At 33.1% G+C, this 25,165-nt stretch carries 22 protein-coding genes; 8 read left to right on the top strand and 14 right to left on the bottom strand.

From position 1 onward, the window contains the following. The first annotated feature begins 27 nt into the window (after window positions 1-27). Together EAH81_RS01955 and EAH81_RS01950 are read left to right on the top strand one after the other, a co-directional pair. A complete protein-coding gene (locus tag EAH81_RS01955; protein WP_140503152.1) occupies window positions 28-1,047 on the top strand; it encodes a glycosyltransferase family 2 protein in 1,020 nt (339 codons plus the stop codon). A 34-nt stretch (window positions 1,048-1,081) separates the two neighbouring features. After that, window positions 1,082-1,915, top strand: a complete 834-nt coding sequence (locus EAH81_RS01950; protein ID WP_140503150.1) for a flagellar motor protein MotB — start codon at window positions 1,082-1,084, stop codon at window positions 1,913-1,915. A gap of 190 nt (window positions 1,916-2,105) precedes the next feature. Here EAH81_RS01950 and EAH81_RS01945 read toward each other — a convergent pair whose 3' ends face one another. The 4 genes from EAH81_RS01945 to EAH81_RS01935 form a co-directional block, all read right to left on the bottom strand. Beyond that, complete coding sequence (locus EAH81_RS01945; protein ID WP_140503148.1) at window positions 2,106-2,726, bottom strand: L-threonylcarbamoyladenylate synthase; 621 nt, start codon at window positions 2,724-2,726, stop codon at window positions 2,106-2,108. Window positions 2,727-2,867: 141 nt separating this feature from the next. Continuing rightward, entirely contained in the window at window positions 2,868-5,204 is a 2,337-nt protein-coding gene (locus EAH81_RS01940) for an ATP-dependent helicase (RefSeq protein WP_140503299.1), read from the bottom strand. 298 nt (window positions 5,205-5,502) lie between these two features. Continuing rightward, on the bottom strand, window positions 5,503-5,646 hold the full coding sequence (locus EAH81_RS27340) for a hypothetical protein (protein ID WP_161595777.1): 144 nt from the start codon (window positions 5,644-5,646) through the stop codon (window positions 5,503-5,505). 102 nt (window positions 5,647-5,748) lie between these two features. Continuing rightward, window positions 5,749-6,516: a sulfite exporter TauE/SafE family protein gene (locus EAH81_RS01935; RefSeq protein ID WP_140503146.1), complete on the bottom strand. Its 768-nt coding sequence runs from the start codon at window positions 6,514-6,516 to the stop codon at window positions 5,749-5,751. A 124-nt stretch (window positions 6,517-6,640) separates the two neighbouring features. Here EAH81_RS01935 and EAH81_RS01930 point away from each other — a divergent pair, with 124 nt between their 5' ends. Then, complete coding sequence (locus EAH81_RS01930; RefSeq protein WP_140503144.1) at window positions 6,641-7,162, top strand: hypothetical protein; 522 nt, start codon at window positions 6,641-6,643, stop codon at window positions 7,160-7,162. Between the two features lie 22 nt (window positions 7,163-7,184). Here the strand turns inward: EAH81_RS01930 and EAH81_RS01925 are convergent, their stop codons facing one another. The 6 genes from EAH81_RS01925 to EAH81_RS01900 all read right to left on the bottom strand — a co-directional run bounded on the left by EAH81_RS01925 (window position 7,185) and on the right by EAH81_RS01900 (window position 13,041). Further along, entirely contained in the window at window positions 7,185-7,619 is a 435-nt protein-coding gene (locus EAH81_RS01925; protein ID WP_140503142.1) for a hypothetical protein, read from the bottom strand. A gap of 48 nt (window positions 7,620-7,667) precedes the next feature. Further along, window positions 7,668-8,075 carry a hypothetical protein gene (locus EAH81_RS01920; RefSeq protein WP_170214116.1) on the bottom strand — a complete coding sequence of 136 codons (408 nt, stop codon included), beginning with the start codon at window positions 8,073-8,075 and terminating at the stop codon, window positions 7,668-7,670. A 15-nt stretch (window positions 8,076-8,090) separates the two neighbouring features. Then, complete coding sequence (locus tag EAH81_RS01915; protein WP_140503140.1) at window positions 8,091-9,026, bottom strand: hypothetical protein; 936 nt, start codon at window positions 9,024-9,026, stop codon at window positions 8,091-8,093. Window positions 9,027-9,031: 5 nt separating this feature from the next. Continuing rightward, window positions 9,032-9,931 (bottom strand): patatin family protein, encoded by a 900-nt coding sequence (locus EAH81_RS01910; RefSeq protein WP_140503138.1) that lies wholly within the window; start codon window positions 9,929-9,931, stop codon window positions 9,032-9,034. A 140-nt stretch (window positions 9,932-10,071) separates the two neighbouring features. After that, window positions 10,072-12,147 (bottom strand): M1 family metallopeptidase, encoded by a 2,076-nt coding sequence (locus EAH81_RS01905; protein WP_140503136.1) that lies wholly within the window; start codon window positions 12,145-12,147, stop codon window positions 10,072-10,074. Window positions 12,148-12,153: 6 nt separating this feature from the next. Further along, the gene (locus EAH81_RS01900) at window positions 12,154-13,041 is read right to left on the bottom strand and encodes a transposase (protein WP_140503134.1); all 888 of its coding nucleotides are present in this window, start codon (window positions 13,039-13,041) and stop codon (window positions 12,154-12,156) included. 89 nt (window positions 13,042-13,130) lie between these two features. Here EAH81_RS01900 and EAH81_RS01895 point away from each other — a divergent pair, with 89 nt between their 5' ends. Beyond that, a complete protein-coding gene (locus EAH81_RS01895) occupies window positions 13,131-13,868 on the top strand; it encodes a diphthine--ammonia ligase (RefSeq protein ID WP_140503132.1) in 738 nt (245 codons plus the stop codon). 47 nt (window positions 13,869-13,915) lie between these two features. Beyond that, window positions 13,916-14,422 (top strand): hypothetical protein, encoded by a 507-nt coding sequence (locus tag EAH81_RS01890; protein WP_140503130.1) that lies wholly within the window; start codon window positions 13,916-13,918, stop codon window positions 14,420-14,422. Window positions 14,423-14,559: 137 nt separating this feature from the next. Here the strand turns inward: EAH81_RS01890 and EAH81_RS01885 are convergent, their stop codons facing one another. After that, a complete protein-coding gene (locus EAH81_RS01885; protein WP_140503128.1) occupies window positions 14,560-15,102 on the bottom strand; it encodes a DUF1697 domain-containing protein in 543 nt (180 codons plus the stop codon). A 188-nt stretch (window positions 15,103-15,290) separates the two neighbouring features. On the opposite strand from EAH81_RS01885, the gene recG reads away from it, so the two are divergent. Next, window positions 15,291-17,399, top strand: coding sequence for an ATP-dependent DNA helicase RecG (gene recG / locus EAH81_RS01880; RefSeq protein WP_140503126.1), 2,109 nt, complete (start codon window positions 15,291-15,293; stop codon window positions 17,397-17,399). Window positions 17,400-18,000: 601 nt separating this feature from the next. Here recG and EAH81_RS01875 read toward each other — a convergent pair. The 3 genes from EAH81_RS01875 to EAH81_RS01865 all read right to left on the bottom strand — a co-directional run bounded on the left by EAH81_RS01875 (window position 18,001) and on the right by EAH81_RS01865 (window position 20,324). After that, window positions 18,001-18,603: a PAS domain-containing protein gene (locus EAH81_RS01875; RefSeq protein ID WP_140503124.1), complete on the bottom strand. Its 603-nt coding sequence runs from the start codon at window positions 18,601-18,603 to the stop codon at window positions 18,001-18,003. A gap of 240 nt (window positions 18,604-18,843) precedes the next feature. Next, complete coding sequence (locus EAH81_RS01870) at window positions 18,844-19,698, bottom strand: hypothetical protein (RefSeq protein WP_140503122.1); 855 nt, start codon at window positions 19,696-19,698, stop codon at window positions 18,844-18,846. A gap of 29 nt (window positions 19,699-19,727) precedes the next feature. Continuing rightward, entirely contained in the window at window positions 19,728-20,324 is a 597-nt protein-coding gene (locus tag EAH81_RS01865; protein ID WP_140503120.1) for an AhpC/TSA family protein, read from the bottom strand. A 549-nt stretch (window positions 20,325-20,873) separates the two neighbouring features. Here EAH81_RS01865 and EAH81_RS01860 point away from each other — a divergent pair. Together EAH81_RS01860 and EAH81_RS01855 are read left to right on the top strand one after the other, a co-directional pair. Further along, on the top strand, window positions 20,874-21,932 hold the full coding sequence (locus EAH81_RS01860; protein ID WP_140503118.1) for an efflux RND transporter periplasmic adaptor subunit: 1,059 nt from the start codon (window positions 20,874-20,876) through the stop codon (window positions 21,930-21,932). Between the two features lie 83 nt (window positions 21,933-22,015). Continuing rightward, a complete protein-coding gene (locus EAH81_RS01855; protein ID WP_140503116.1) occupies window positions 22,016-25,111 on the top strand; it encodes an efflux RND transporter permease subunit in 3,096 nt (1,031 codons plus the stop codon). Window positions 25,112-25,165: the final 54 nt, after the last annotated feature.

Here is a 25,165-nt window from a genome sequence, read left to right as displayed (position 1 = left end):
GAATACTCAAATAAATAAAAATTACTTTTGGATAAAATAGCTGTTGTCATTTTAAATTGGAACGGTGTAAAGTTGTTGGAACAATTTTTACCATCGGTTGTCCAATTTTCAGAAGAAGCCACTATATATGTAGCTGATAATGCTTCGACTGATGATTCTATAAATTTTGTTAGACAAAATTTTCCCACCATCAAAATCGTTCAAAATAGTGGAAATCATGGCTTTGCAAAGGGCTATAATGACGCTTTAAAACATATTGATGCTGAGATTTATGCTTTAGTAAATTCGGATATTGAGGTGACAGCGAATTGGCTTCAGCCTATAATTCAAAATTTTGATGCTGAAATACAAACCACTATAATCCAGCCTAAAATTCTTGATTTTAAAAACAAAGAATACTTTGAATATGCTGGTGCAGCGGGAGGATTTATTGATAAATACGGTTTCCCTTTCTGTCGCGGCCGAATTTTTGATACTATTGAAAAAGACAATGGTCAATACAATGATAATTGTGAGTTATTCTGGGCTTCCGGAGCTTGTTTTTTTATCAGAAGCAAAACATATCATGAATTAGGCGGATTTGACGAAAGCTTTTTTGCACATCAGGAAGAGATTGATTTATGCTGGCGAGCTGCAAATGAAGGACATATTATAAAGTACAATTCTGGATCTGTTGTTTATCATGTTGGAGGTGCCACTTTACAACAAGGAAATCCAAGAAAGACATTTTTGAATTTTAGAAATTCACTATTAATGCTTGTCAAAAACCTGCCTAAAAAAGGGTTATTTTTTGTCATTTTCTTTCGAATGGTTTTAGACGGTATTGCCGGCATCCGATTTCTTACGCAGGGGAAGTTCAGCCATACTTTTGCCATTTTAAAGGCACACTTCTCTTTTTATTGCCTATCTTTAAGATATCTAAAAAAAAGAAAAGATTTTCAAATACAGCAATACTATACTGTCAAAAGTATCGTTTACTTGTATTACATCAGTAAATTGGCTGTTTTTAAAGATATCTTTAACAGTAAACAAAATATTAAAAACTAAATTTGTAATCAACGTTTAATTAAATATAATACCTATGAGAAAAATAGTTATCGCACTAACAGTATTAATGGCCTTATCTTCGTGTGTATCGAAAAAACAATACGCAGCATTAGAAGCTAAGAACAAAGAGACACAAGATTTATTAAACTCTTGCACCGTAAAACTAAATTCTTGCCTTGAAGAAAAAGCAGGATTGGCAGCTACAGCTGAAAGTTATAAAGCACATAATCAAGACTTAATCAATAGTTCTAAGGATTTAACTGTATTAACAACTAAAGGAGCTGAAAATCTTGAAAAATCATTAGAAAGTTTAAAAGAAAAAGATTTAAAAATATCCAGACTTCAAGATGCTTTAACTAAGAAAGATAGCGTAACATTAGCGTTAGTTACTAGTTTAAAAGGAGCTGTTGGAATTAATGATCCAGATATCGAAATCAATGTTGAAAAAGGAGTTGTATTTATCTCTATCGCTGATAAATTATTGTTTAAAAGTGGCAGCTATGATGTAAGTGATAAAGCAAAAGGAGTTTTAGCTAAAGTTGCAAAAGTAGTAAATGACAAACCTGATTTTGAGTGTATGGTTGAAGGTCACACAGATGACGTTCCTTACAAAAGCAACGGAGTTTTGTTAGACAACTGGGATTTAAGTGTTAAACGTTCTACATCTATTGTACGTGTATTAACTAACGATCTTGGAGTTAACCCTGCAAAATTAATCGCTGCCGGTAGAAGTTCTTACGTACCATTAGTTGCTAATGATACTCCGGAAAACAAAGCTCGTAACAGAAGAACTCGTATTGTGGTTATGCCAAAAATCGATCAGTTCTATGATATGATTGAAAAAGAAATGAAAAAACAAGCTAAATAATCTACGTTTTTTACATACTTTATAATACAGAAAAAGCAGGTCAATTGACCTGCTTTTATGTATCCTTAATTTCTTTAATAACCAATTAAATATAAATCAAGAATAGCATTATTTTAAATTAACTAACTAAATTTTAACTATACTAAAGTTAGTTATTTATTTTTAACTATTATGCAATTTCAGTATTTATTTACAAAATACCAATATCTCCTTTACCTTCTCTCACAATAACCGGCTCGTAATCTGACAGGTCAATAATCGTTGAACCAACGTTGTCTCCATAACCGCCATCTATTACCATATCGACAATATTCTGCCATTTCTCAAAAATCAATTCCGGATCTGTAGTGTACTCAATTACATCATCTTCATCACGAATAGAAGTCGAAACAATTGGATTTCCTAATTGACGAACAATTTCCAAAACTATATTATTATCAGGAATACGAATACCAACAGTAGTTTTCTTTTTAAACTCTTTTGGTAAATTATTATTTCCCGGTAAAATAAAAGTATAAGGTCCCGGCAAGGCTCTTTTCAAAATCTTAAAAGTCGACGTATCAATCTGACGAACATAATCTGACAGATTACTCAGGTCATGGCAAATAAATGAAAAATTTGCTTTCTCTAATTTTACTCCTTTGATTTTTGCAATTTTCTCCAAAGCCCGCGAATTTGTAATATCACAACCCAAACCGTAAACAGTATCAGTTGGGTAAATTACCAAACCTCCGTTTTGAAGCACTTTTACCACTTTGGCAATTGCAGCTTCGCTAGGTTTATCAGGATATATTTTTATGAATTCAGCCATTTAAAATTTTGTTTAAAGTTTAATTTTGTTTCAGGTTTACTTTGTTTTAAGTTTAAAGTTATCAAAAATCGATTTACTGGCTTAACCACAAAGTTTGGAAAACCTAAAACCTGAAACTAAAAAAACTTGAAACTTCTCTTTTTACCCCACCACATCCAATTTTGCAAATCGAAGTAATAGTTTTTTAAGACCACCCACTTCAAATCTTATTTCTGCTTTCTTATCCGCTCCAACACCTTCAAGGTTAACGACTTCACCTTTTCCAAAACGTTCGTGCATCACTATATTTCCGATAGTCAATTTACTATCAAATAAATTTGGAGCCGAATTATTTGGATTAACTCCTACAACAGGTTTTAATTTACGAATATTTAAGTCCGATTTAGGTTCGCTTTCCGTGATGTATTTTGGCGGCGTTGATGCAATCGGTTTTGCTAATCGCAATTTAGATTTATCAATATCACCAAAAATATCTCCATCAATTTGCGATTTATAACGATAATTACTTTCTGCAGGCGTTAAATATTCCAAATATTGTCCGTCAATTTCTTCAATAAAACGTGATGGATCACTATCTGTTAATTTGCCCCAACGGTAACGTGATTGTGCATAAGTCAAATAAGCCTGATGCTCAGCACGAGTTAAAGCTACGTAAAATAATCGACGTTCTTCCTCTAATTCACTTCTGGTGCTCATACTCATTGCACTCGGAAACAAATCTTCTTCCATTCCTACTACAAAAACATGAGGAAATTCCAGTCCTTTTGCCAAGTGAATAGTCATCAAAGCCACACGATCTTCATCAGATGTATCTTTATCTAAATCAGTTGCAAGTGCCACATCTTCCATAAATTCAGATAAAGCTCCTCTTGCACCATCAATTTCTCTTTGTCCTTCAGTAAAATCTTTTAAACCATTTAAAAGCTCTTCGATATTCTGAATTTTTGCCATACCTTCCGGTGTAGCATCTTTTTTAAGTTCCTGAACCAAACCCGTTTTTTTAGCCACATAATCCGTAACATAAAAAGCATCCTGATTTTGGTCAATCACCTGAAAACTTTGGATCATCGTCACAAAATCATTGATTTTATTTTTTGTTCCCGAGTTAAGTTTCAAGTCAATTTTATCAATATTAACCATTACTTCCCAAATCGAGCGCTTGTAATGATTGGCAGCAATCGTTAATTTTTCTACTGTAGTATCCCCAATTCCACGAGCCGGATAATTGATCACACGAACCAATGCTTCCTCGTCTTTCGGGTTAATCACCAAACGCAGATAACACAAAACATCCTTAATTTCTTTACGTTGATAGAACGATAATCCACCATAAATTCGATACGGAATATCACGCTTTCTCAACGCATCCTCCATCGCACGAGATTGTGCATTGGTACGGTACAAAATAGCAAATGAACCATTATGAAGCTGATTTTGCATTTTTTGTTCAAAAATCGTACTCGCTACAAAACGACCTTCTTCGGCATCCGTCAAACTACGATGTACTTTTATCTTTGCCCCAAAATCATTCGCGGTCCAGACTACTTTATCCAGTTTCGTTTTATTATGTTCCATCACAGTGTTTGCCGCTTCAACAATATTTCTCGTCGAACGGTAATTTTGCTCTAAACGAAACATTATTACACCCTCATAATCCTTCTGAAAATTCAGAATATTATTAATATTTGCTCCACGGAAAGCATAAATACTCTGCGCATCATCACCCACCACACAAATATTCTGAAATTTATCAGATAAAGCCCTAACAATCAAATACTGAGAGTGATTTGTATCCTGGTACTCATCAACCAATATATAACGGAAACGATTCTGATATTTTGATAAAACCTCAGGAAAACGAGTCAATAACTCATTGGTTTTTAATAATAAATCATCAAAATCCATCGCACCTGCTTTAAAACAACGCTCTACATATTGCTGATAAATTTCTCCTATACGCGGTCTTTTGGCCATTGCATCCGCCTCTACCAATTCCGGATTATTAAAATAAGCCTTTACCGTAATCAAACTGTTTTTATAACTAGATATACGTCCTAAAATCTGTTTCGGTTTATAAATATCACGATCCAGCTGCATTTCTTTAATAATAGAAGAAATCAGTCTCGCCGAATCCTGAGAATCATAAATGGTAAAATTCGATGGATAACCCAAATGATCCGATTCCGCACGAAGAATACGAGCAAAAATCGAGTGAAAAGTTCCCATCCAAAGATTTTTTGCTTCCGATGCTCCCACAATATCCGAAATCCTGTGTTTCATTTCACGAGCAGCTTTGTTCGTAAATGTAAGCGACAAAATATTGAAAGCATCAACACCCTGAGCCATCAAATAAGCAATTCTAATCGTTAAAACACGGGTTTTTCCCGAACCTGCACCAGCAATAATAATCATTGGCCCGTCTTTTTTCAGAACGGGTTGTCGTTGTGCTTCATTGAGCTGGTCAATGTATTTCTGCATGAAATTTTTCTCCATAAGTAATGCAAAAATAAGAATTATAAAATAAAGTTCCTAAGATGCTGAGACGCTAAGATGCTAAGTTTTTTATTTTTTTTGAAGCCAAAAAAACAGGCATTTTATTAAACATGGTTTCCCGCTTTCAGCTTTATCTCTCCGTTTCACTGCGAGGATATCGCCTCTATCGGGGCTAGATTCAAACAATTGGCTTCTTTTTAAGATACTGAGCCACTAAGTCGCTATCCCGAAGCTTCGGGACTGAGTTTTTTTCTAAAGAATTAAAATCTTATCTCGGCAATTTTTAAATATTATACCTAATTCGAAGTTTTTCTTTAAAGTCAGAATAATCGATTATTCTGCCAGCTTCTATATCTTCTTCACTTTTTTGAAGTTCCTCTATCAATTTTTCTAAGCTATTCTGGTAATCATCATCTAATTCTCTCATACTTATAATGTGTATATCAATCAAAAATAACTAATTTCCACATTATAATTCTTACAATTAACTAAAAACTTAGCCACTTAGAATCTTTGTACCTTAGAACCTTTATTTAAAAAACACATCATAAGCAAATCGGATTAAAGTACCGATTACTACAACTAAAAAGAAAACCCTAATAAAACCATTTCCTTTATTAATTGCCAGTTTTGCGCCCAGCCATCCGCCAAGTCCATTACTGATTGCCATTGGAATCGCAATTGCCCAGATGATTTTTCCTTTAATCATAAACAAACAAATTGATCCAAAGTTTGTTGCCAAATTTACCATTTTAGCATTCGCAGAAGCGTGTAAAAAGTCAAAACCCATTAAAGCAATAAAAGCAACTACAAAAAAGCTTCCGGTTCCGGGACCAATAAATCCGTCATAAAAACCAACAATCATACTGATAACGATCGCATATAAAATTTGAGTTTTAACCGAATGATCCTTGGCTTCATGTTGTCCAAAATTCTTTTTTGCATAAGTATAAATTAGCAAAAGAGACAAAACAACCAATAAAAGCGGTTTCATAAAATCATTACTTACATAAGTCAGTAAAGTAGAACCTAAAAATGCCGATGGAACTGCCAAACACATCATAATCAACAACAAGCGCCATTGAATAACCACTTTTTTCAAGTATTGAAAAGCAGCAAAAGCAGTTCCGGTAAATGCCGGTAATTTCAAAGTTCCAATAACCGTAGAAACTGGTAAATTAGGCAATAAAATCAATCCCATTGGAGTCTGAATCAATCCTCCGCCGCCAACAATAGCATCAATAAATCCTGCAGTAAAAGCTGCTAAACAAAGTAAAAGTATGATGTATGAATCCATTAATGTTGTGTTTCAGTAGGTTTAAAAAGAAGTGAACAAAAGTAAACTTCCATTTTGTTTATTACAATAAATTTAAAGTGGATTTCTCCCCAAAAAGTATATTTTTGTTGAAAAATTAAACCAAATGGATTTTACAAGAATTATAGAATTAGCCAGTTATACTTTACCAGCAATTGTTACAGGATTTGTAGCGTATAGTTTTTTTGAACTACACATTAAAAACAACGATAAAAAACGTAATTTTTTATTGAACAGAGAATATCAAAAACAATCATTACCAATACGTTTACAGGCTTACGAGCGTATGACTTTATACTTAGAGCGTATCAATCTTACGAAACTATTGATTAGAATTGCTCCAATTTCTAACGAGAAACACGATTATGAAAACATCTTAATTGACCAAATCGAAAATGAATTTGAACACAATTTAGCACAACAAATATATATGTCTGATGAAAGTTGGACGATTATTACAACGGCTAAAAATTCAACCATACAAATCATCCGTAAGACTGCCATGAGTGATCGCGTTGACAGTGCAGATAAATTACGTGAAGTAATTCTAAACGATTTATTAGAAAAACAATCGCCTAGTAATGCTGCTTTGGCGTACATTAAAAATGAGGTTTCTGAACTTTGGTAAAGTTCAATTTATATTTTTTTATCTAATGTAAATTACTCAGAATTGTTTGAGTCCAATTTTCATCTTTTTCAGAAATTATAATGGTTTTGAAGCCATATTTATAACCTTCCATTTCCACTCCAATTGAATCATCTATATGAATATCAATATTAAACATAGGTGGAAACTTTGAACAATACATATCTTTTTTACGGATTGACTTTTGATGTTTCTGTTGGTTTATCACAAAATCAACAGAAACTCCATAAGAATAAAATGTCCACTTTATTCGGGACTCACTTCTGTAGGAAGTTGTATAAATATAAATTTGATGCTTCTGCTTTTTTAGTTCTCTAAATAAATCTACCGTTCCTTTTCTTAGATTTTCAAGACCTAAAAATTGCTGTAATAAATTTGATTTTTCCAGCTCAAACTTATTAGAAATTAATGTATCATCAAGATCAAAAGATATTATCATATTTAGTCAATTTCTAACTACGCTTATCAATAAATCAACTTTATAAAACTATTGAAATTTACGTTCTAAAAAACTTAAGTTATTATCAATTAAAGCTTTTAAAATTTCAATTGTTTTTTCTTTATTTTGGTCAAGCAATTCAGAAGTATAATTTTTGTTTAATTTTTCACTTAAACCAAACCACGTTTTCTGCATTTTAGGTCTTTTGAAAAATACATAAAACTCATATTTAGCAGGATTGCCAACAGCAGAAATTGCCAAACCATTTTTATTGCTTAAATTTTCAAATTCAAGCGATGGTGAATAATAAGTGTTCTTTGAATTCTCTACTTCTTCTAAATGCAATTTCCACGGAAAATCTTCAACAATTTGCATTATCTCAGAAGAATCAATTTTTCCCTTTTCAATAATTTTCGGATTTGTAGGCTCACAAATACTGTATCTAAATTCACTCATTTTTATTTATTAAAGTTATTTACTTTCAATTCTCCTTTTTAAAGCCTTTAGCAGTTTACTTTCAAAATCGGAAATTATATTTTTAGAACAAAATTCTCCGTAAAAAGGCACATTTGTTCGAATTTTATAATCACAGACAAGAGTTAATTTAGTTTTTTCAGTACCTATTTTTTCTAATTGATATGTAATCATAGTAAAAACGACATTTTTATTCTTAAGAACACGCTGAAACGTTTGACTATTATCAAGCTTTGATTTATCAATATTAATAGAAAAAGACATTTTTTTGAATTCGTCCGATTCAATAATTTTCTCATTTAATATTATTCCATTATCAAAATATCCTAATCTGGTATTTGTTTCTGCATTATATTCTGATTTTACCGGGTTGGGAAACCCTAAATAATTATAAACAGTATTATGAATATAATTGGTAAGTTTAGGAACTGAAGGTAAATTATTCCAAATTACTTCTCTTGGAGCATCTATCTCTACTGTTTGCGAAGCTTGGAAATTAGATTCTTTTTTTTCTATGTATTTCTCGATATTGCCTAAAACAATTGGAATCATGATGACTAACGAAATGTTTCTAATTGTATTTCTCTTTCTGCTTTCTATTTTAATTTTAGAAAAATACCTAAAAAGAAAACTCGCTACAACAGAAACAATTAGATACAATGGAACCAAAATAATCAAACATCCTAAATCTTCAAATCGGGCTCGAAAAGCAAAGTATAAGAACAAAAAAGAAAGTAGTAACAGAAAGACAATAACTTTTAAACGACTATTGACAAATACTTCAATATCAATCAAAAAAGATAAACATCCCATTATGATGGGTACAACGATCAAATAAGCTAATGAATTAAATTCAATAATATTGTATTCAACCAAAATTCTAAAAAGCATTGCATAGATAGCAGTAAATATAATTCCGCAGTATTTTTTCATTTTATTTACTTATTATCACTCATAATCTCAGATTTATTCTGAGCATATTCAAAGCCTTGTTGCCACCATACTTTCATCACTTCTTTATTAAAGATAAGTGCATTATTAGTCAACTTGGTTGGTGTGTAATATAAGTTAAGTTTCACATTCTTGTTGTTTGCCATAAGTTTTCCTATAGCAATATCGTGTTTTTCTACCTGATCCAAGGCAATTCGGAACAAATCAATCATTAGCGAAAAAGGATTTTTACCAATAACGGTTTTATCCATATTCACTTCGGTTTCTAATATGATTACATCAATTTCTGTTGCTCCACGATTTATAGCTTCACGAATCGGAACCAAACTTGAGAATCCGCCATCGCCATATTCGTAATTATTTTTTTCGACCAAACTCATAAACGGAACATAATTACTGGAAATCCAGGACCAATCACAAAACTCTTCATAACTACAATCTTTTATAGATTTATATTCTGATTCGTTTTTAGTAAAATTGGTTACAGTAATTATGACATCATTATTCAGTTTTTTCAATTTATTAAAATCAGAAATGCTAAAGTTATTGCGGATGTATTTCTTCAATCCTTTGCTTTCGCCAAAAGTTCTCTTTCCTTTAAAAAACTGACGTAAAACATTAAAGTGATTAATGGTCACAATATCTACTCCATTTTTATTCTTCACTACAAACGGGCAAATATTGAAGATACTACTCATAGTAACATTCGTATAAACCGAGTGAATTTTCTTAATATGACCAAGGGCCAAATGCGGAATTAGCAAACTTCCGGTAGAAGTTCCTATAAATAAATCATATTCGTAATTTTTTTCTTCTATTAGATATTGCGCAACACCGCCGGCAAATGCTCCTTTACTCCCTCCACCAGAAATAACCAATGCTCTCATAAATATATTGTAGGTATTTGTTTTTGGATTTTTTTAGGAAGAGACAAGATTTTAGAAGCAAGAGGAAAGACCTTTACTAAACGTCAAATCTGCCTTCTTACATTTAGCTTCTTTATTCTTGCTTCTCTACTCTCAACTTCTTACTTCTTCACTTCATTCTCTTTCAACAAACGATCCAATTGGAACTGTTCATCGGGGGTCAAATTAGGCAAAATTCTTTCAAATGAAACACGCATCTCTGAATTTTTTAATAAAAATCGAATTGTGTCCCTTCCAAACTTAGAAAACTGCCACATATGATGCGTTGTAGCCGAAACTAAATTACTCAGAACCTGATCGTTAATAATTTTAAACGATATTAATTTTTCAAGTGCATTTTGTCTCGTTGTAGCTTCATATTTTGTAGAAGAAAAAGAAATCAACTCACTACCCAAAGCTTCAGGATTATCGCTGTAATTTGGTGTAGACAAGGCCAATGAAAGCCACATTGTACGAAGATTATAATCGTTGAAACCAATCCAGTTTTTAGATTTGTCAAGATATTCTGAGCGATGTTCCGGGAAATTCTTCCACAGCCAAAACAATGCAATTTCCTGCGTCTGATAGGATTTATCGTTAAGCAAAGTTTCATAATCCAACCTGAAATCTTCCGGAATCTTAGTCAAGGTACTTGCAACATCCTGTCTAACCTGTACATTATTCGTATTCAAAGCGACAAGCAAGAGTGCTTTTTTAGCCTCGTATTTTTCATTTACTAATTGATCTACAATTGCTTGTTTTATTCCTTGATAAACATCCGATTCTAATGTCTTTTTAAGAAAAACTTCTTTTTCTGCAAGTGGTGTTTTCTTAAGTTTGTCTACTTCTAAACGAATCTGAATTGCTTTGTTCTTGCTCAATAAAGCATTTGCAGTTGGTGTATCAAAAACGGGAGATTCTAACCAGGTTTTCTGAAATTTATCCAAATCAAAATCAGAAACTTTCTTTATTTCGTCAAAGAAATTTTGCGTATTAACTGTTTGATAAGCATACTTTTTCAGGTAATTTTTTATGACTTTTTTAAAAGCTTTATCTCCAATCGCTTCATGCAAAATAAACAATGCCCAAGCCCCTTTTTCATAAAAAGTCAAAGAACTTGCTTTCGCATTTAGAACCGGAACTGAATCTGTTCTGGAAGCAAATTTTATTTGTTGCGCAGAATCATACAATTTCGAATAAAAATAATCTTCCCCATAAATATCCCTTTCTGCAAGTAGCGCATAATAAGTTGCAAAACCTTCCTGAAGCCAGTGATGCGTACTGCTTTCTGCCGTAATTAAATCACCAAACCAATGATGCGCCAATTCATGCGCATCAACATTAGTATAATTTCTATCTTCAAAACCAATTGAATCGACTACATAACGTGTTGCAAAAAGTGTTGAAGTTGTGTTTTCCATTCCGGCATACAAAAAATCACGAACAGGAATTTCTCTATAAATTTCCCAAGGATATTTTACACCGATCTCCTTCTCCAAAAAATCAAAAATACGTTTTGAATACCGATATGTAGACTCAAACCGATTGGTGTCTTTATTCTCCAGATAATATTCCAACGGAATTTTTGATTTAGCTTTCAGTTCTTTCTTATCATATTTTCCAATGGCGAGCATTACCAGATAAGAACTCATTGGTTCTTCCATTCCGTATTGCCATTGTATTAAATCGCCATTTGTTGTTTTCTCCTTTAAAATTCCGTTTGAGATTACCTGATATTCTTTATTAAAAGTAATTCCCAAGTTGAAAATCAGTTTTTCATTGACATCATCAAAACTCGGAAACCAATTACTGGTATATCTTCCTTGCCCCTGAGTCCAAATTTGAACTTCTGAATTTTCTATATCAATAAAATATAACGCTTGCTTGGGTTTTGCCCAATAATCAAAAGTCAATTGATTTTTTCCTTTTTGAAAATCACCAATAATCTGTAATTGTTTCTCTGTAGTTATAGAATTGACGATTTTTCCATTGATTAAAACTTTAGAAAACTCCATGTTTTTGGCATCAATTTTAATAGTGTCTATAGGTTTTAGAACCTCAAACTGATATTCAACTGATCCTGCAATCGATTTGTCTAATGTGTTTAATTTTAATTGCGCATTAACCGATTTGAAATCGACAAATTGGGTTTGCTGTGCAAAAATGAAAGTGGTAAAGAATAAAAGAATATATTTCATTGAAGATTAGGGTTTCATAGAATCCAATTCCCATGCTCTTGGGTTGGTTTTTATATAATTGTAAATAATGTCAAATTTTTTGTAATTACGCACAATATGATCGTGATAATTGGATTGCCATATGGTTTCGACTCCGTTGATTTGTCTCGTTGTTACCGATTTGAATGTCGCAACAAATGAAGATATTGAATTTGGTTTTCGTAATAATATTGAATCTAATTGGTCTTGATTTTTGTTGTTACGATTTCTGTTCTCATTAATATTTACACAATTATCACCGCGATTTGTGCCGCAATTATCATTCAAATTACTACCATAATTATCATCTCGATTATCACCCCAATTATCACGTAGAGACGCACAGCAGTGCGTCTCGCCAATGTTTGTCAGATCGTTTACCTCATTGTTTGTCGATATACCGGACGCAGACGCACTGCTGTGCGTCTCTACGATTTGCGTGTGTGGAAATTGCATGTCGTCAATTTGTATATCATCAATTTCTGTGCGTGGAATTTGCATACCGAAAATTTGTTTGTCACCAATTTGGTTGTCGCCAATTTCCATGTGCGGAATTTGCATGCCCAAATTTTGTTTGTCAACAATCTGTTTATTTTTAAATCGTGGTTCCATTATTTCAATCAACAAATGAATATGATTTGGCATAACAACCCAATTATGAAAAAACCAATTTTCGCGAATTTTTATCGATTTCAAAAGCTCCGTTTCAATTGTTTTTCCATTCTCATTCAAAATCATTTTATCCTCTTCAATAGATCCAAAAATGCAGTCTCTATTTTTAGTCACTAATGTAATAAAGTAAACTGCTTCACTGGAATAATCCCAATTTTTCAATCGATTCGAACCTATTTTATACTTCTCTTTAAATAATGTCATTTTTTGGCGTGTAAGAAATCCAAAGTTACAAGGTTTCGCCAACAAATCGAACGAAATTTGTAAGTTTACCAACAGAAAATTACATTATCGTGTCAACACCAAAAAAAGCCTTATTTAACTGGAGCAGCGGAAAAGATTCAGCACTTGCTTTGTACAAAATTTTACAAAACCCTGATTTTAAAATCGAATGTTTATTGACAAGTGTCAATCAGCAGTTTCAGCGTATTTCGATGCACGGCGTTCGTGTAGAATTACTTGAAGCGCAAGCAAAAAGCATCGACTTGCCTTTGAAAATTCTGCAAATTCCCGAAATGCCAACGATGGAAGTTTATGAGGAAGTAATGACCAAAAATTTGACTGAATTAAAGGAACAAGGCATTACGCATTCAGTTTTTGGAGATATCTTTCTGGAAGATTTACGAAAATATCGAGAAGATCAATTGGCAAAATTAGGTTTTGAAGGCGTTTTTCCTATTTGGAAAATTCCAACTCACGATTTGATACAGGAATTTATTTCTTTAGGATTCAAGACTATTGTGGTTTGTGTAAATGAACGTTATTTAGATAAAAGTTTTGTTGGACGGGTAATTGATCAAAACTTTATAAATGATTTACCTAAAAATGTAGATGTTTGTGGCGAAAATGGCGAATTTCATACCTTTACTTTTGACGGACCCATTTTTTCGGAACCTATAAGTTTTGAAATCGGAGAAATTGTTTATCGAAAATATGAAAAACCTAAAACCGAAAAATCATCAGATACAGCTTGCGATACAAATTCCAGTGATGCTTTTGATTTTGGATTCTGGTATTGTGATTTGATTTAGACGGCAATAAACAATTAGAATAAATTTTTATTAAAAAACTCAACCATATGTCAATAAAAGAGAACAGTTTAGGACTTAAAAAAGTCATATTATTTCTCCATGAAATTGGAATTAATGTAATTGAAAAAGAGTTACAAGAAACTTTTCTTCCAGGATTAAGTGTGGGTCCAAATTGTATTTATATTGACTATGAAAAACTATTATATCCAGGCGATATTCTGCATGAAGCAGGACATTTAGCTGTTACCACTTCTGCCGAGAGAAATAGAGCCGGTACTAGCGAAATGTTAGCTTCCTGGCCTTCTGGTGGCGAAGAAATGGGTGCTATACTTTGGTCGTTTGCTGCAGCGAAATATTTGCAATTAGAAACTGAATTTGTTTTTCATCCCGAAGGTTATAAAAATGACTCCGAATGGTTGATTTCAAATTTTGAAAATGAAATTTACATTGGCCTTCCTTTTCTGGAGTGGATCGGACTTTGCTTAGGGAAGGAACGCGCATTAAAGGAAAATAAAGGCGCATTTCCAATAATGCTAAAATGGATCAGAGATTAATGTGTCAATTAGATAATGTGCCAATTAGATAATTTGAAAATTAGATAATTATTGTTGCTGCTGATTATATTAAAAATTTGCAGTCAATGTTATAACATTATCTAATTATCTAATTGACAGATTATCTAATTCTCAAACTATTCTGAAAACATACTAAGCAAGTTTGTAACCGTATTCCAATTTCTAATTGTTGCTGTAACATTCAATTTTTTCTCGATATATTTTTGGTCAAATCTTGTTTTTCCTGCACCAACATCATATTTAATAAAAATTCTGTTGCCGTCAATACTGGCTTCATCAGGTTTAAACTGGCTGATTTTTAGATCATTTATATTTTCGCTTTTTAAAGCAATCGAAACAAAAGCCACGTATAGCTTTTTGGTATCAGCATCTTTATCTTTTAGAAATGGACTGTTTTTGAAACACAATTCCAAATCTTCTTTGGTAATGACAATGGTTGGAACTTCATGTCCAAAAACTTTAAAAATCTCTTGTTTTATTATAAAAGCTACTTTCGACGCACTTTCTTCCTCTGTGTCCACAAAAACATTTCCGGATTGCAGATAGGTTCTTACATTTTTAAAACCAATATTTTCCAACATTGTTTTCAGAGCCTCCATTTTCATCATATTGTGTCCGGAAACATTGATTCCTCTTAAAAGTGCTAAATGTGTTGTCATTTCTTGTGATTTTATTCTTCAAAGATATTATTTTCTATACTTTAAATTCTCTCATTTTCAAATTTCCTAATTAAAATCTATCTTCGCTTTTTAAAAGATAAACAGCGTATAGAATAAAGAAAATAGATTTTTGTCTATAATTTATTTCTTAAATCTAAATTCAGAAATCTAAAATCTAAAATTATTTCATGTCTAATAATCTCCTTGAAACCCCTATCGAATACTTAAAAGGTGTTGGTCCAAATCGTGGTCAGTTGCTTCGTAAGGAATTGGGAATTCATAAATATGGTGATTTAGTCAATTTTTTTCCGAATAGATATATCGACCGAACCCGTTATTATAAGATAAACGAACTTCAAAATACAGGTTCAGAAGTTCAGATTATTGGAAAAATCATCAATATCAAAACGGTTGAATTTGCCAAAAACAAAAAACGTCTCGTTGCCACTTTCGTGGATGATACCGGACAAATAGATCTAAACTGGTTTCAGGGACATAAATGGATTCGTGAAAGCTTAAAACTAAATGAAGTTTGTGTGATTTTTGGAAAATGTTCTTTGTACGGCAGTCAGTTTAGTATGGCACATCCGGAAATTGAGTTATTTAGCGAGCACGAAAAAAGCCTTCGCTCCGCGATGCAGCCTGTTTATCCTTCGACGGAAACCCTGACAAACAGAGGAATTTCAAACAGAACAATTAATAAGATGATGGAGCAGCTGTTTCTTGAAACTCAAGCTTTATTTACAGAAACTTTTCCGTCTTATTTAATCGAAGAATTAAAATTAATTTCGAAAAGAGCAGCATTATTCAACATACATTTTCCTAAAAGTACCGACGCTTTGGCGAAAGCCCAATTCCGATTAAAATTTGAAGAGCTGTTCTTTATTCAGCTGCAATTAATTACTAAAAATCTTATTCGGAAACATAAAATAAAAGGGCATCCATTTACAAAAGTGGGTGAATTCTTTAATGAGTTTTATCAAAATCATCTGCCGTTTTCCCTTACCAATGCTCAAAAACGAGTAATCAAAGAAATTCGTTCAGATATGGGAAGCAATGCCCAAATGAACCGCTTATTACAAGGAGATGTTGGTTCTGGAAAAACGATCGTTGCATTCATGAGTATGCTTCTGGCAATTGATAATGGTTTTCAGGCTTGTTTGATGGCACCGACAGAAATTTTGGCAAATCAGCACTTTATCGGGTTATCCGAATTGGCTAAAACCCTAAACATCAACATAAAAATACTAACGGGTTCTACGAAAATTGCAACCCGAAGAATCATTCACGAAGAGCTTGAGAATGGCAGTTTACATATCATAATTGGAACTCATGCTTTATTGGAAGATAAAGTAAAATTCCAAAATCTGGGTTTGGCGGTAATTGATGAGCAACACAGATTTGGCGTAGAACAACGTTCTAAATTATGGAAGAAAAACGAAATTCCTCCTCATGTTTTAGTCATGACCGCAACTCCTATTCCCAGAACTCTGGCAATGAGTTTGTATGGCGATTTGGATATTTCTGTAATTGATGAATTGCCTCCCGGAAGAAAACCCATTCAGACTGTGCATCGTTTTGACAGTAATCGTTTGAAGGTTTGGAAATTTCTGAGAGATGAAATTGCTCTTGGAAGACAAATTTATATTGTTTATCCCTTGATTCAGGAATCAGAAAAAATGGATTTCAAAGATTTAATGGACGGTTACGAAAGTATTTCCCGCGATTTTCCATTGCCTCAATATTCGATTTCAATTTTGCACGGAAAAATGAAACCTGCAGATAAAGACTCTGAAATGAAACGTTTCGCTGAAGGTAAAACCAACATTATGGTGGCAACAACCGTTATCGAAGTTGGGGTTAACGTACCAAATGCCAGTGTTATGATTATTGAAAGTGCAGAGCGTTTTGGATTGTCTCAACTCCATCAATTACGTGGCCGCGTGGGTCGTGGTGCCGAACAAAGCTATTGTATTCTTATGACAAGCTATAAATTAAGTGATGACAGTAAAACCAGAATGGATACAATGGTTCAGACTAATGATGGTTTTGAAATTGCCGAGGTCGATCTTAAACTTCGTGGTCCCGGAGATTTAATGGGAACGCAGCAAAGTGGAGTTTTAAATCTTCAAATTGCAGATATTGTTCGTGATCGTGATATTTTGGGTCTTGCCCGAAATTATGCCCTGAAGATCTTAAAAGAAGACGGACCGCTCCAAAAACCCGAACATGCCGTCTTAAAAGCTGTTTTTATGGAGCTTACAAAAAAGAAGAATATTTGGAATTATATTAGTTGAGAAAGGTTCAAAGGGACAAAGGTTCAAAGGCACAAAGGCATTAAGAAAAGGTTCTAAAGCTCTAAGTTTCTAAGGTGCTGAGTCTGGAATCTATCCCAATGTCATTAAATTAAGCCTTTTTAAACTATAATTTTTTCGGCAAAGTTTTGTTTTGAATTGCCTCCAGCTTTAGCTGGAGTTTGTATAAAATCACTCTGAATGGCTTTAGCCAAAAATGCGTGATTTGGCTAAAGCCATTTTATTGTGCGCATTAAGTATCTCCAGCTAAAGCTGGAGGCTATTCAAAAAATTAAATACTTAAAAAACCTGGCGATTCCTTGCGTAATTTTTTGTGGGATAATTGTTTAAAAAAAGCCTAAAACAATCGGTAATAGAATTTAGGATTTTTTAAGTTGGAATTTGGAATTTCAGAATTCGATTTTTTTTTCAAAATTGGAATTTTAAAAAAAATATACTTCACTGTATCAAACTTAAATCTTGTTTAAGTTCTAAATATTCAATTATCATTTCTAAGGTGATTTCAGATTTGTTGGGGGACAAATTTTAGATTTTGAATATTTTCCTGACGCAATGAAGCATATATAGTTAGTTTTTTAAAGTATTATTTCTTTGGTGGTGCTTTCTTTTCAAAAATACCATTAAATAAGCCTTTACTTACTTTATTTTTATCATCTTTTCCTGTTGCAATAAGATGATCGATATATTCCATATAGCTTTTCTTGCGTTCTTCAAGAAAACCAATTAAGTATTCCTCGGCAGCATGAATTCCGCTCACTTCTTCTATATGTAAAAGTTTTTTATACAACGGTTCTATAAATTTTACGACAATGTCTTCAGGAACTGATTTTCTGGTTCCAAAATATCCTACGATTTCACCATCGCTATCGGCTATGATTTTAAAATCAGTAACAACCCAATAATATCTCCCTGTTTTGGACATATTCTTGATAATCACATGAATATTCTGACTTGCTTTAATACTGTCCCACAAGAATTTAAAAATTACTTTTGGCATCTCAGGATGACGTATTACGTTATGAGGCTGTCCAATCAGCTCAAATTCGTCATAGCCTGATACATCTATAAAATCTTCATTGGCGTATAGAATTGTCCCTTTTGTATCTGTTTTACTCAGTAAAACTTTATTCTTATTCCAATCAACTTCTCTATCTGATGGAGTTGGGCGATTAATTCTGGTATCCATAATTTTTGTATTTAAAATTAATATACAGTTATATTTGCGTATAAAGTTGAATTCCTTTAATGTATTATTCTAGTTAAGTTATACTTCTAAAATCATTAATATGTTTTTTATTTTCTAAACAAACCTTAAATGATTTTAGAAGTAATCAGCATTGGACTGGCCGATTGAAAAGCATAACTGAGCATAAAATAAAATCGATTAATAAATTAATAATTGATTTGGAAGTTGGTTTTTATCAAATTATCCTCTGCTATTTGTGGACTTAACATGAATATCATTCACTAAATCGTCGATTTTTTTAGCGCTTTCTCTCATCATTTCTAAGTAACTAAGCAATTTATCGTTGTCAGTATGTCCTTTTGAAACATCGATAAGTTTTAAAACTGAATTTACAGGAAGTTTTAAATCCAAAGTTGTTCTGTGAATAAAGTCATTGTAGTCTTTTGTTGCAGACAGAGAATTGTATTTTGCAGATGCCAGTTTTATGTTCTCCAATTCATATTCATCAGAAATTTTAGAAATATGATTTTGACTGTGTTTCTTAAAATAGTACGCCCAATATCCGTTCATAAAAAATACAACTGCTGCCAATACAACGTGTATTACAAAAGTTTCGATATCAAAGTTAACCTGCGAAAAATACAATTGCAAACCTTTTGGATCGCTGAAAACAAAATTTTGCATATATGCCAAAGCTCCGTGATGCAATACTACCAATAAGGTAAGCGGAATTTGAAGTTTCCAGTTTTGATAAATAATTAAAATGGTACTTGCAATGAAAACCGTGAAGTGCATCTCAAACAGTCCGTGCATTTGATAAATGTACTGCGCCATAAATATTGCCAAAACGACCGATAATACATATTGGTATAAGGTAGATTTTTTGACAAAAAACTTTGCAGAATAATACATTAGTAAATTCAAAGTCCCAACCCCTACTCCTATTTCAAAAGTATCGTATTTAAAGGCTAAGGCAATTCCGAAAAGGAAATAAACGGCAAGAACATAATTGATAATCGTATCTGATTTTTGTGTCATTGTCGACATGAAATTGTACAGATAATCTTGTTCATTCAAACTGGCTTTTGTTTTCATAAATTAAATAATTTAGGTTAAGGATAGATTTATTTAGTGCATTTTGGTAACGAACATCCGTAAGCTCTCAGAGCTAAAGCATCAAATGAGGGGGCATGATTTTGTTTCAGCAAAGACTCGATTGCCTGCTGGGCATAATTACTGTCGGCATTGGTACAATACCTGGTTTTATTATAATTTCCGCGGTAATATAAATTTTGAGAATCGTCGAGAAGAACCGCTTGCGGGGTCGAAAAAACACCACAGCTTTTTGCCATTCCTTCATCAAAGTACACAGGAATATTGGCATCAAACTTTTTCTGGATTTCTTCGATTGTAAAATTCTTCTGTTTGTTGAGAACCACAATTTTAAAGTTAATCCGATCTCCGTATTTCTTGATTAATTCCGTTACATGAGGCACGTTAAAACGAGAACAAGGACATTCAGGATTAAAAAAATGAATAAAAACCGGTCTGTGATCCGCCATGCAGCATTTGAGATCAATTTTACTTCCCATGGCTATCACATGGTAATCTTTGGGGATTGGTGTTGGCAAACTATATTTAAATTCATTTTGCCAAAACAAAAAAGAAATTGCAGTAAGTAATAATGAAAACCATAAGGTCAAAAGTATTTTTTTCTTCATAAACTGATTATTTTCTTTGTTGGGGATAAAAAAAGATAAACACTTGTTAATGCAATTTTTTACTAATATTGATCCATTACTTAAAATACGGCGCCAATTCTCATGTTATAACAATTTAAGAATTAAAAATATAGGTTTTTTTCTATCAAAAAAAGTATTTTGTTTAACCTTATCAATGTTACAAATAAAATCGATAAAGTGCAACACAAAACGGGTAAAATACGTTAAATAGCATTATTGAAAGATTTTTCTTAATTTTAAAATACGTATTTTTACTCAAATAATAAGTAAAAACCTATAAAAAACACATCAAAACATCTATTTTTACGTTTTTTTAAGCCTTTTAAGGATTGAAAAATAAGACTGAAAAAACTTTTTTTTACATTCATATTAAACCATTGTTAAGCAGCATAGTCTAATTAATGCATTAATTAAAAAACTTGTACATACAAGTGTTAAATAAAGGCTAAGCCCTTTCGTTTTCACTTCAAAAAGTTAAATTTGCAAGCTTACTAAAACAAAGACCAAAAACACATTCACCCCTATTTTATGAAAGTAAAAAACCTAATCTACGCCCTTCTAATTATCGTTCTGGGAGGATTTATTGCCTATCGAGTGGTATCTAATAAAAGTAAAAACGACGAATCTAAAAAATTTGGCGATAAAGATACTCCAACAACTGTATCGGGAATTGTAGTAAAAACTTCTACATTTGATAATAACCTGTCCTTATCAGGATCAATTGAAGCAAATGAGCAAATAGAAATCCGCAGCGAAGTTTCAGGGATTGTTGAAGGTATTTACTTTAATGAAGGGACTTATGTAAACAAAGGTCAAGTACTTTTTAAGGTAAATGATATTGAACTGAAAGCCCAATTAAGACAGGCTGTAACCAAAGAAGGTCTGGCTGGCGAAAATGAAAGAAGAGCTAAATTATTACTTCAAAAAGAAGCCATTAGTCAGGAAGAATTTGACGTTGCAAATGCAGATTATGCTTCAATGAAAGCCCAAACTCAATTAATTAGGGCTCAAATTGCAAAAACAGCTGTTAAAGCTCCTTTCTCCGGAAAAATTGGTTTGCGCTCTATCTCACCGGGAACTTATATTACACCAACTATTTTAGTGGCAAAATTGGTCAATTCAGGAAAATTGAAAATTACATTTTCTATTCCTGAAAAATATGCTTCACAAGTAAAATCAGGTTCAACAATCGATTTTTCAGTTTCGGGATCTGATAAAGTTTACTCCGCAAAAATTTATGCAATAGAGCCGGAAGTAGCCGTTGCAACACGTACTTTACAAGTTCGCGCTATTGCAGATAATATCGACGGAAAACTTTTTCCGGGAACTTTTGCCGATGTAAAATTACCATTAAACATTATAAAAGATGCTATCGTTGTACCATCAGAAGCTATTGTTCCGATACAAGACGGTAAAAAAGTTTATATCGCCAATATGGGCAAAGCCAAAGAAGTTAAGGTTGATGCAACTACAAGAACTGATGCTTCTATTTTGATTTTATCAGGATTAAAAGCCGGAGACACATTGATTACCAGTGGCGTTATGTCATTAAAAAATGACGCCCCGATAAAAGTTAAAGTAAAATAATTGTAGATTTTAGACTTTAGATTTCAGATTAAGCATCAGAAATCTAAAATCAACAATCTGAAATCTAAAATAATAAGTCTCACATGAGTTTATCAACCACAAGTATAAGAAGACCTGTTTTAACCATTGTACTGAATCTTTTAATTATTTTATTCGGTTTCATTGGTTATACCTTTTTGGGTGTTCGTGAATTCCCTTCGATTGATCCTGCGCAGGTTTCAATCCGAACAAACTACACCGGAGCCAATTCTGATATTATTGAATCGCAGATTACGGAACCTCTTGAAAAAGCTGTAAATGCCATTGACGGAATTAGAAATATCACTTCGTCCAGTAATCAGGGAAGCAGCAATATAACAATCGAATTTAATTTAGATAAAAACTTAGAAGAAGCGGCAAATGATGTTCGTGACAAAGTTTCGCAAGCCGTTAGAAGTTTACCGCAGGATATTGATGCGCCGCCGGTAGTTTCTAAAGCCGATGCCGATAGTGAATCTATTATTTCGATGACGGTACAAAGTGACAGCCGAAGCTCTTTAGAATTAAGTGATTATGCAGAAAATGTCATTTCGCAGCGTTTAGAAACTATTCCGGGAGTAAGTGGTGTTCAAATTTGGGGACAAAAACGTTACGCGATGCGTTTGTGGATTGATCCTGTAAAATTAAATGCCTATAACTGCACAGTTTCTGATGTTCGCGACGCCTTAAATGCGCAAAACGTAGAATTACCGTCTGGAAAATTAACCGGAAACAATACCGAATTAACGGTAAAGACAATTGGAAACCTTTCTAAACCAGAAGAATTCAACAATATTATTATTCGAACCGATGGAGACAAAATTGTTCGTTTGAGCGATGTTGGCGGTGCCGAATTAGGTCCTGAAAACATAGAAACTTCCTTAACATCATCAGGACTTCCTATGATTGGTTTGGCTATTGTGCCAATGCCGGGAGCCAATTATCTTGATATTTCAAAAGAGTTTTATAAAAAATATGACGCTTTAAAAAAGGATCTTCCAAAGGATATAAAATTAAACATTGCACTGGATAATACGCTTTTCGTAAAAAAATCAGTACTTGAAGTAGCCGAAACTTTAGGAATTTCGATTCTTCTGGTAATTATTATTATCTATTTGTTTTTTAGAGACTGGGCAATTGCGTTCAGACCTTTGATTGATATTCCCGTTTCCTTAATTGCTACGTTTTTTATCATGTGGCTTTTTGGATTTTCGATCAACGTATTAACGCTGTTGGCTATTGTTCTTGCAACTGGTTTAGTGGTTGATGACGGAATTGTGGTTACCGAAAATATCTTCAAAAAAGTCGAAGAAGGTATGTCGCCTATTGAAGCCGCAATCAAAGGTTCTAATGAAATTTTCTATGCCGTAATTTCGATTTCTGTTACACTTGCTGCCGTATTTTTACCGGTAATTTTCTTAGAAGGATTTGTTGGCCGACTCTTTCGGGAATTTGGAGTTGTAATTGGGGCTGCGGTATTAATTTCTGCCTTTGTATCCCTGACTTTAACGCCAATGCTGAATGCCTATTTGATGAAAGGCGGCGAACAGAAAAAATCAAAATTCTATGTTAGAACAGAGCCTTTTTTCGAAAAATTAAATAGTGGTTACGCAGACGCACTTGGGCGTTTTATGGCGAAAAAATGGATTAGTTTCCCTATTTTAATTGCTTGTTTTGGATTGATCTATTTGTTTTTTACCATTCTTCCAAAAGAAACTGCTCCTTATGATGACCGTAGTTCTGTGACGATGCGTATGACCACTCCCGAAGGTTCATCTTATGAATATACCAGCCGTTTTATGCAGGAAATGTCAAAATTGGTTGATGATTCTATTCCGGAGAAAAAAGTAAGTTTAGTAATCACCGCTGGAGGTTCAGGAGGTTCCGCAACAAATTCCGGTTTCATCAGACTATCATTGACAGAACCAGATGAAAGAACCAGATCCCAAAAAGATATTGCTGATAAATTAACCAAATGGACTAAAAAATATCCGGACGCTAAAACATCTGTAATTCAGCAGCCTACAATTGCCGTAAACCGACGTGGAGGACTTCCGATTCAGTATATTATTCAGGCTCCAACTTTTGAAAAACTAAGAGAAAAAATTCCTGTTTTCATGAATGAAGTTGGCAAAAGTGAGGTTTTCTCGACTTCAGATGTCAATTTGAAATTTAATAAACCTGAAATCAACGTAAGTATAGACCGCGCAAAAGCAGAAAGTTTAGGAATATCAATTATGGATATTGCCCAGACTTTACAACTTTCCTTAAGCGGACAACGTTTTGGTTATTTCATTAAAAACGGAAAACAATATCAGGTAATTGGTCAGTTTGATCAAAAAGACCGTTCAAAACCTTTGGATTTAACTTCGATGTTTGTTAGAAATAAATCCGGTCAGTTAATTCAGATGGATAATGTGGTAAAAGTCGAAGAACAAAGTAATCCGCCACAATTGTATCACAATAACAGATACATGTCTGCAACGGTTTCTGCAGGTTTGGCGCCAGGAAAAAGTATCAGCGATGGTATTGAAGAAATGGATCGAATTAAAACTAAAGTTTTAGATCAGAGTTTTACCACCGATTTAAGTGGAGAATCGCGAGATTTTGTTGAGAGTAGTTCAAATACTTCTTTTGCATTTGGATTGGCTTTATTGCTGATATTCTTAATTCTTGCGGCTCAGTTTGAAAGTTTTATAGATCCGCTTATTATTATTCTGACAGTACCAATGGCGGTTGCGGGAGCTTTATTTTCATTGTGGTTATTCAATCAAACCTGGAATATTTTCAGTCAGATTGGGACTGTAATGCTTATTGGCCTGGTAACCAAGAACGGTATTTTGATTGTCGAATTTGCGAATCAGTTACGAGAACAGGGAAAACCAAAATTAGAAGCCATTCTGGAAGCATCAGAAGCACGTTTACGTCCTATTTTGATGACCAGTTTAGCAATTGCATTAGGAGCTTTACCAATCGCAATGTCACTTGGAGCGGCGTCTACAAGTAGAATTGGAATGGGGGTTGTGATCGTTGGAGGAACTATTTTCTCATTGGCTTTGACTCTATTTGTAATTCCGGCTATTTATTTAATGTGGTCTAAAGCCCGAAAACATTATCCGGAATTTGATCATATTGAGGAATACGAAAGAGAAAGTAAGTAATAAAAATATAGCCACGAATTCACGTTTTTTTTTAAATTAATTCGTGAATTCATG

The sequence above is a fragment of the Flavobacterium pectinovorum genome, assembly GCF_006438875.1.
Classification (GTDB): Bacteria; Bacteroidota; Bacteroidia; order Flavobacteriales; family Flavobacteriaceae; genus Flavobacterium; species Flavobacterium pectinovorum_A.
The sequence above is the reverse complement of the archived record's forward strand: the minus strand, read 5'-3'. Positions and strand labels throughout refer to the sequence as shown.

What these genes read in the sequence shown, in the direction of transcription:
- EAH81_RS01920 (WP_170214116.1), bottom strand. Translation starts at nt 8,075, where the DNA reads ATGAGTGAATTTAGATACAGTATTTGTGAGCCTACAAATCCGAAAATT.
- EAH81_RS01870 (WP_140503122.1), bottom strand. Translation starts at nt 19,698, where the DNA reads ATGAAAACAAAAGCCAGTTTGAATGAACAAGATTATCTGTACAATTTC.
- EAH81_RS01940 (WP_140503299.1), bottom strand. Translation starts at nt 5,204, where the DNA reads ATGCAGAAATACATTGACCAGCTCAATGAAGCACAACGACAACCCGTT.
- EAH81_RS01900 (WP_140503134.1), bottom strand. Translation starts at nt 13,041, where the DNA reads ATGACATTATTTAAAGAGAAGTATAAAATAGGTTCGAATCGATTGAAA.
- EAH81_RS01925 (WP_140503142.1), bottom strand. Translation starts at nt 7,619, where the DNA reads ATGATAATATCTTTTGATCTTGATGATACATTAATTTCTAATAAGTTT.
- EAH81_RS01915 (WP_140503140.1), bottom strand. Translation starts at nt 9,026, where the DNA reads ATGAAAAAATACTGCGGAATTATATTTACTGCTATCTATGCAATGCTT.
- EAH81_RS01860 (WP_140503118.1), top strand. Translation starts at nt 20,874, where the DNA reads ATGAAAGTAAAAAACCTAATCTACGCCCTTCTAATTATCGTTCTGGGA.
- EAH81_RS01865 (WP_140503120.1), bottom strand. Translation starts at nt 20,324, where the DNA reads ATGAAGAAAAAAATACTTTTGACCTTATGGTTTTCATTATTACTTACT.
- EAH81_RS01890 (WP_140503130.1), top strand. Translation starts at nt 13,916, where the DNA reads ATGTCAATAAAAGAGAACAGTTTAGGACTTAAAAAAGTCATATTATTT.
- EAH81_RS01910 (WP_140503138.1), bottom strand. Translation starts at nt 9,931, where the DNA reads ATGAGAGCATTGGTTATTTCTGGTGGAGGGAGTAAAGGAGCATTTGCC.
- EAH81_RS01935 (WP_140503146.1), bottom strand. Translation starts at nt 6,516, where the DNA reads ATGGATTCATACATCATACTTTTACTTTGTTTAGCAGCTTTTACTGCA.
- EAH81_RS01875 (WP_140503124.1), bottom strand. Translation starts at nt 18,603, where the DNA reads ATGGATACCAGAATTAATCGCCCAACTCCATCAGATAGAGAAGTTGAT.
- EAH81_RS01950 (WP_140503150.1), top strand. Translation starts at nt 1,082, where the DNA reads ATGAGAAAAATAGTTATCGCACTAACAGTATTAATGGCCTTATCTTCG.
- recG (WP_140503126.1), top strand. Translation starts at nt 15,291, where the DNA reads ATGTCTAATAATCTCCTTGAAACCCCTATCGAATACTTAAAAGGTGTT.
- EAH81_RS01855 (WP_140503116.1), top strand. Translation starts at nt 22,016, where the DNA reads ATGAGTTTATCAACCACAAGTATAAGAAGACCTGTTTTAACCATTGTA.
- EAH81_RS01945 (WP_140503148.1), bottom strand. Translation starts at nt 2,726, where the DNA reads ATGGCTGAATTCATAAAAATATATCCTGATAAACCTAGCGAAGCTGCA.
- EAH81_RS01885 (WP_140503128.1), bottom strand. Translation starts at nt 15,102, where the DNA reads ATGACAACACATTTAGCACTTTTAAGAGGAATCAATGTTTCCGGACAC.
- EAH81_RS01930 (WP_140503144.1), top strand. Translation starts at nt 6,641, where the DNA reads ATGGATTTTACAAGAATTATAGAATTAGCCAGTTATACTTTACCAGCA.
- EAH81_RS27340 (WP_161595777.1), bottom strand. Translation starts at nt 5,646, where the DNA reads ATGAGAGAATTAGATGATGATTACCAGAATAGCTTAGAAAAATTGATA.
- EAH81_RS01905 (WP_140503136.1), bottom strand. Translation starts at nt 12,147, where the DNA reads ATGAAATATATTCTTTTATTCTTTACCACTTTCATTTTTGCACAGCAA.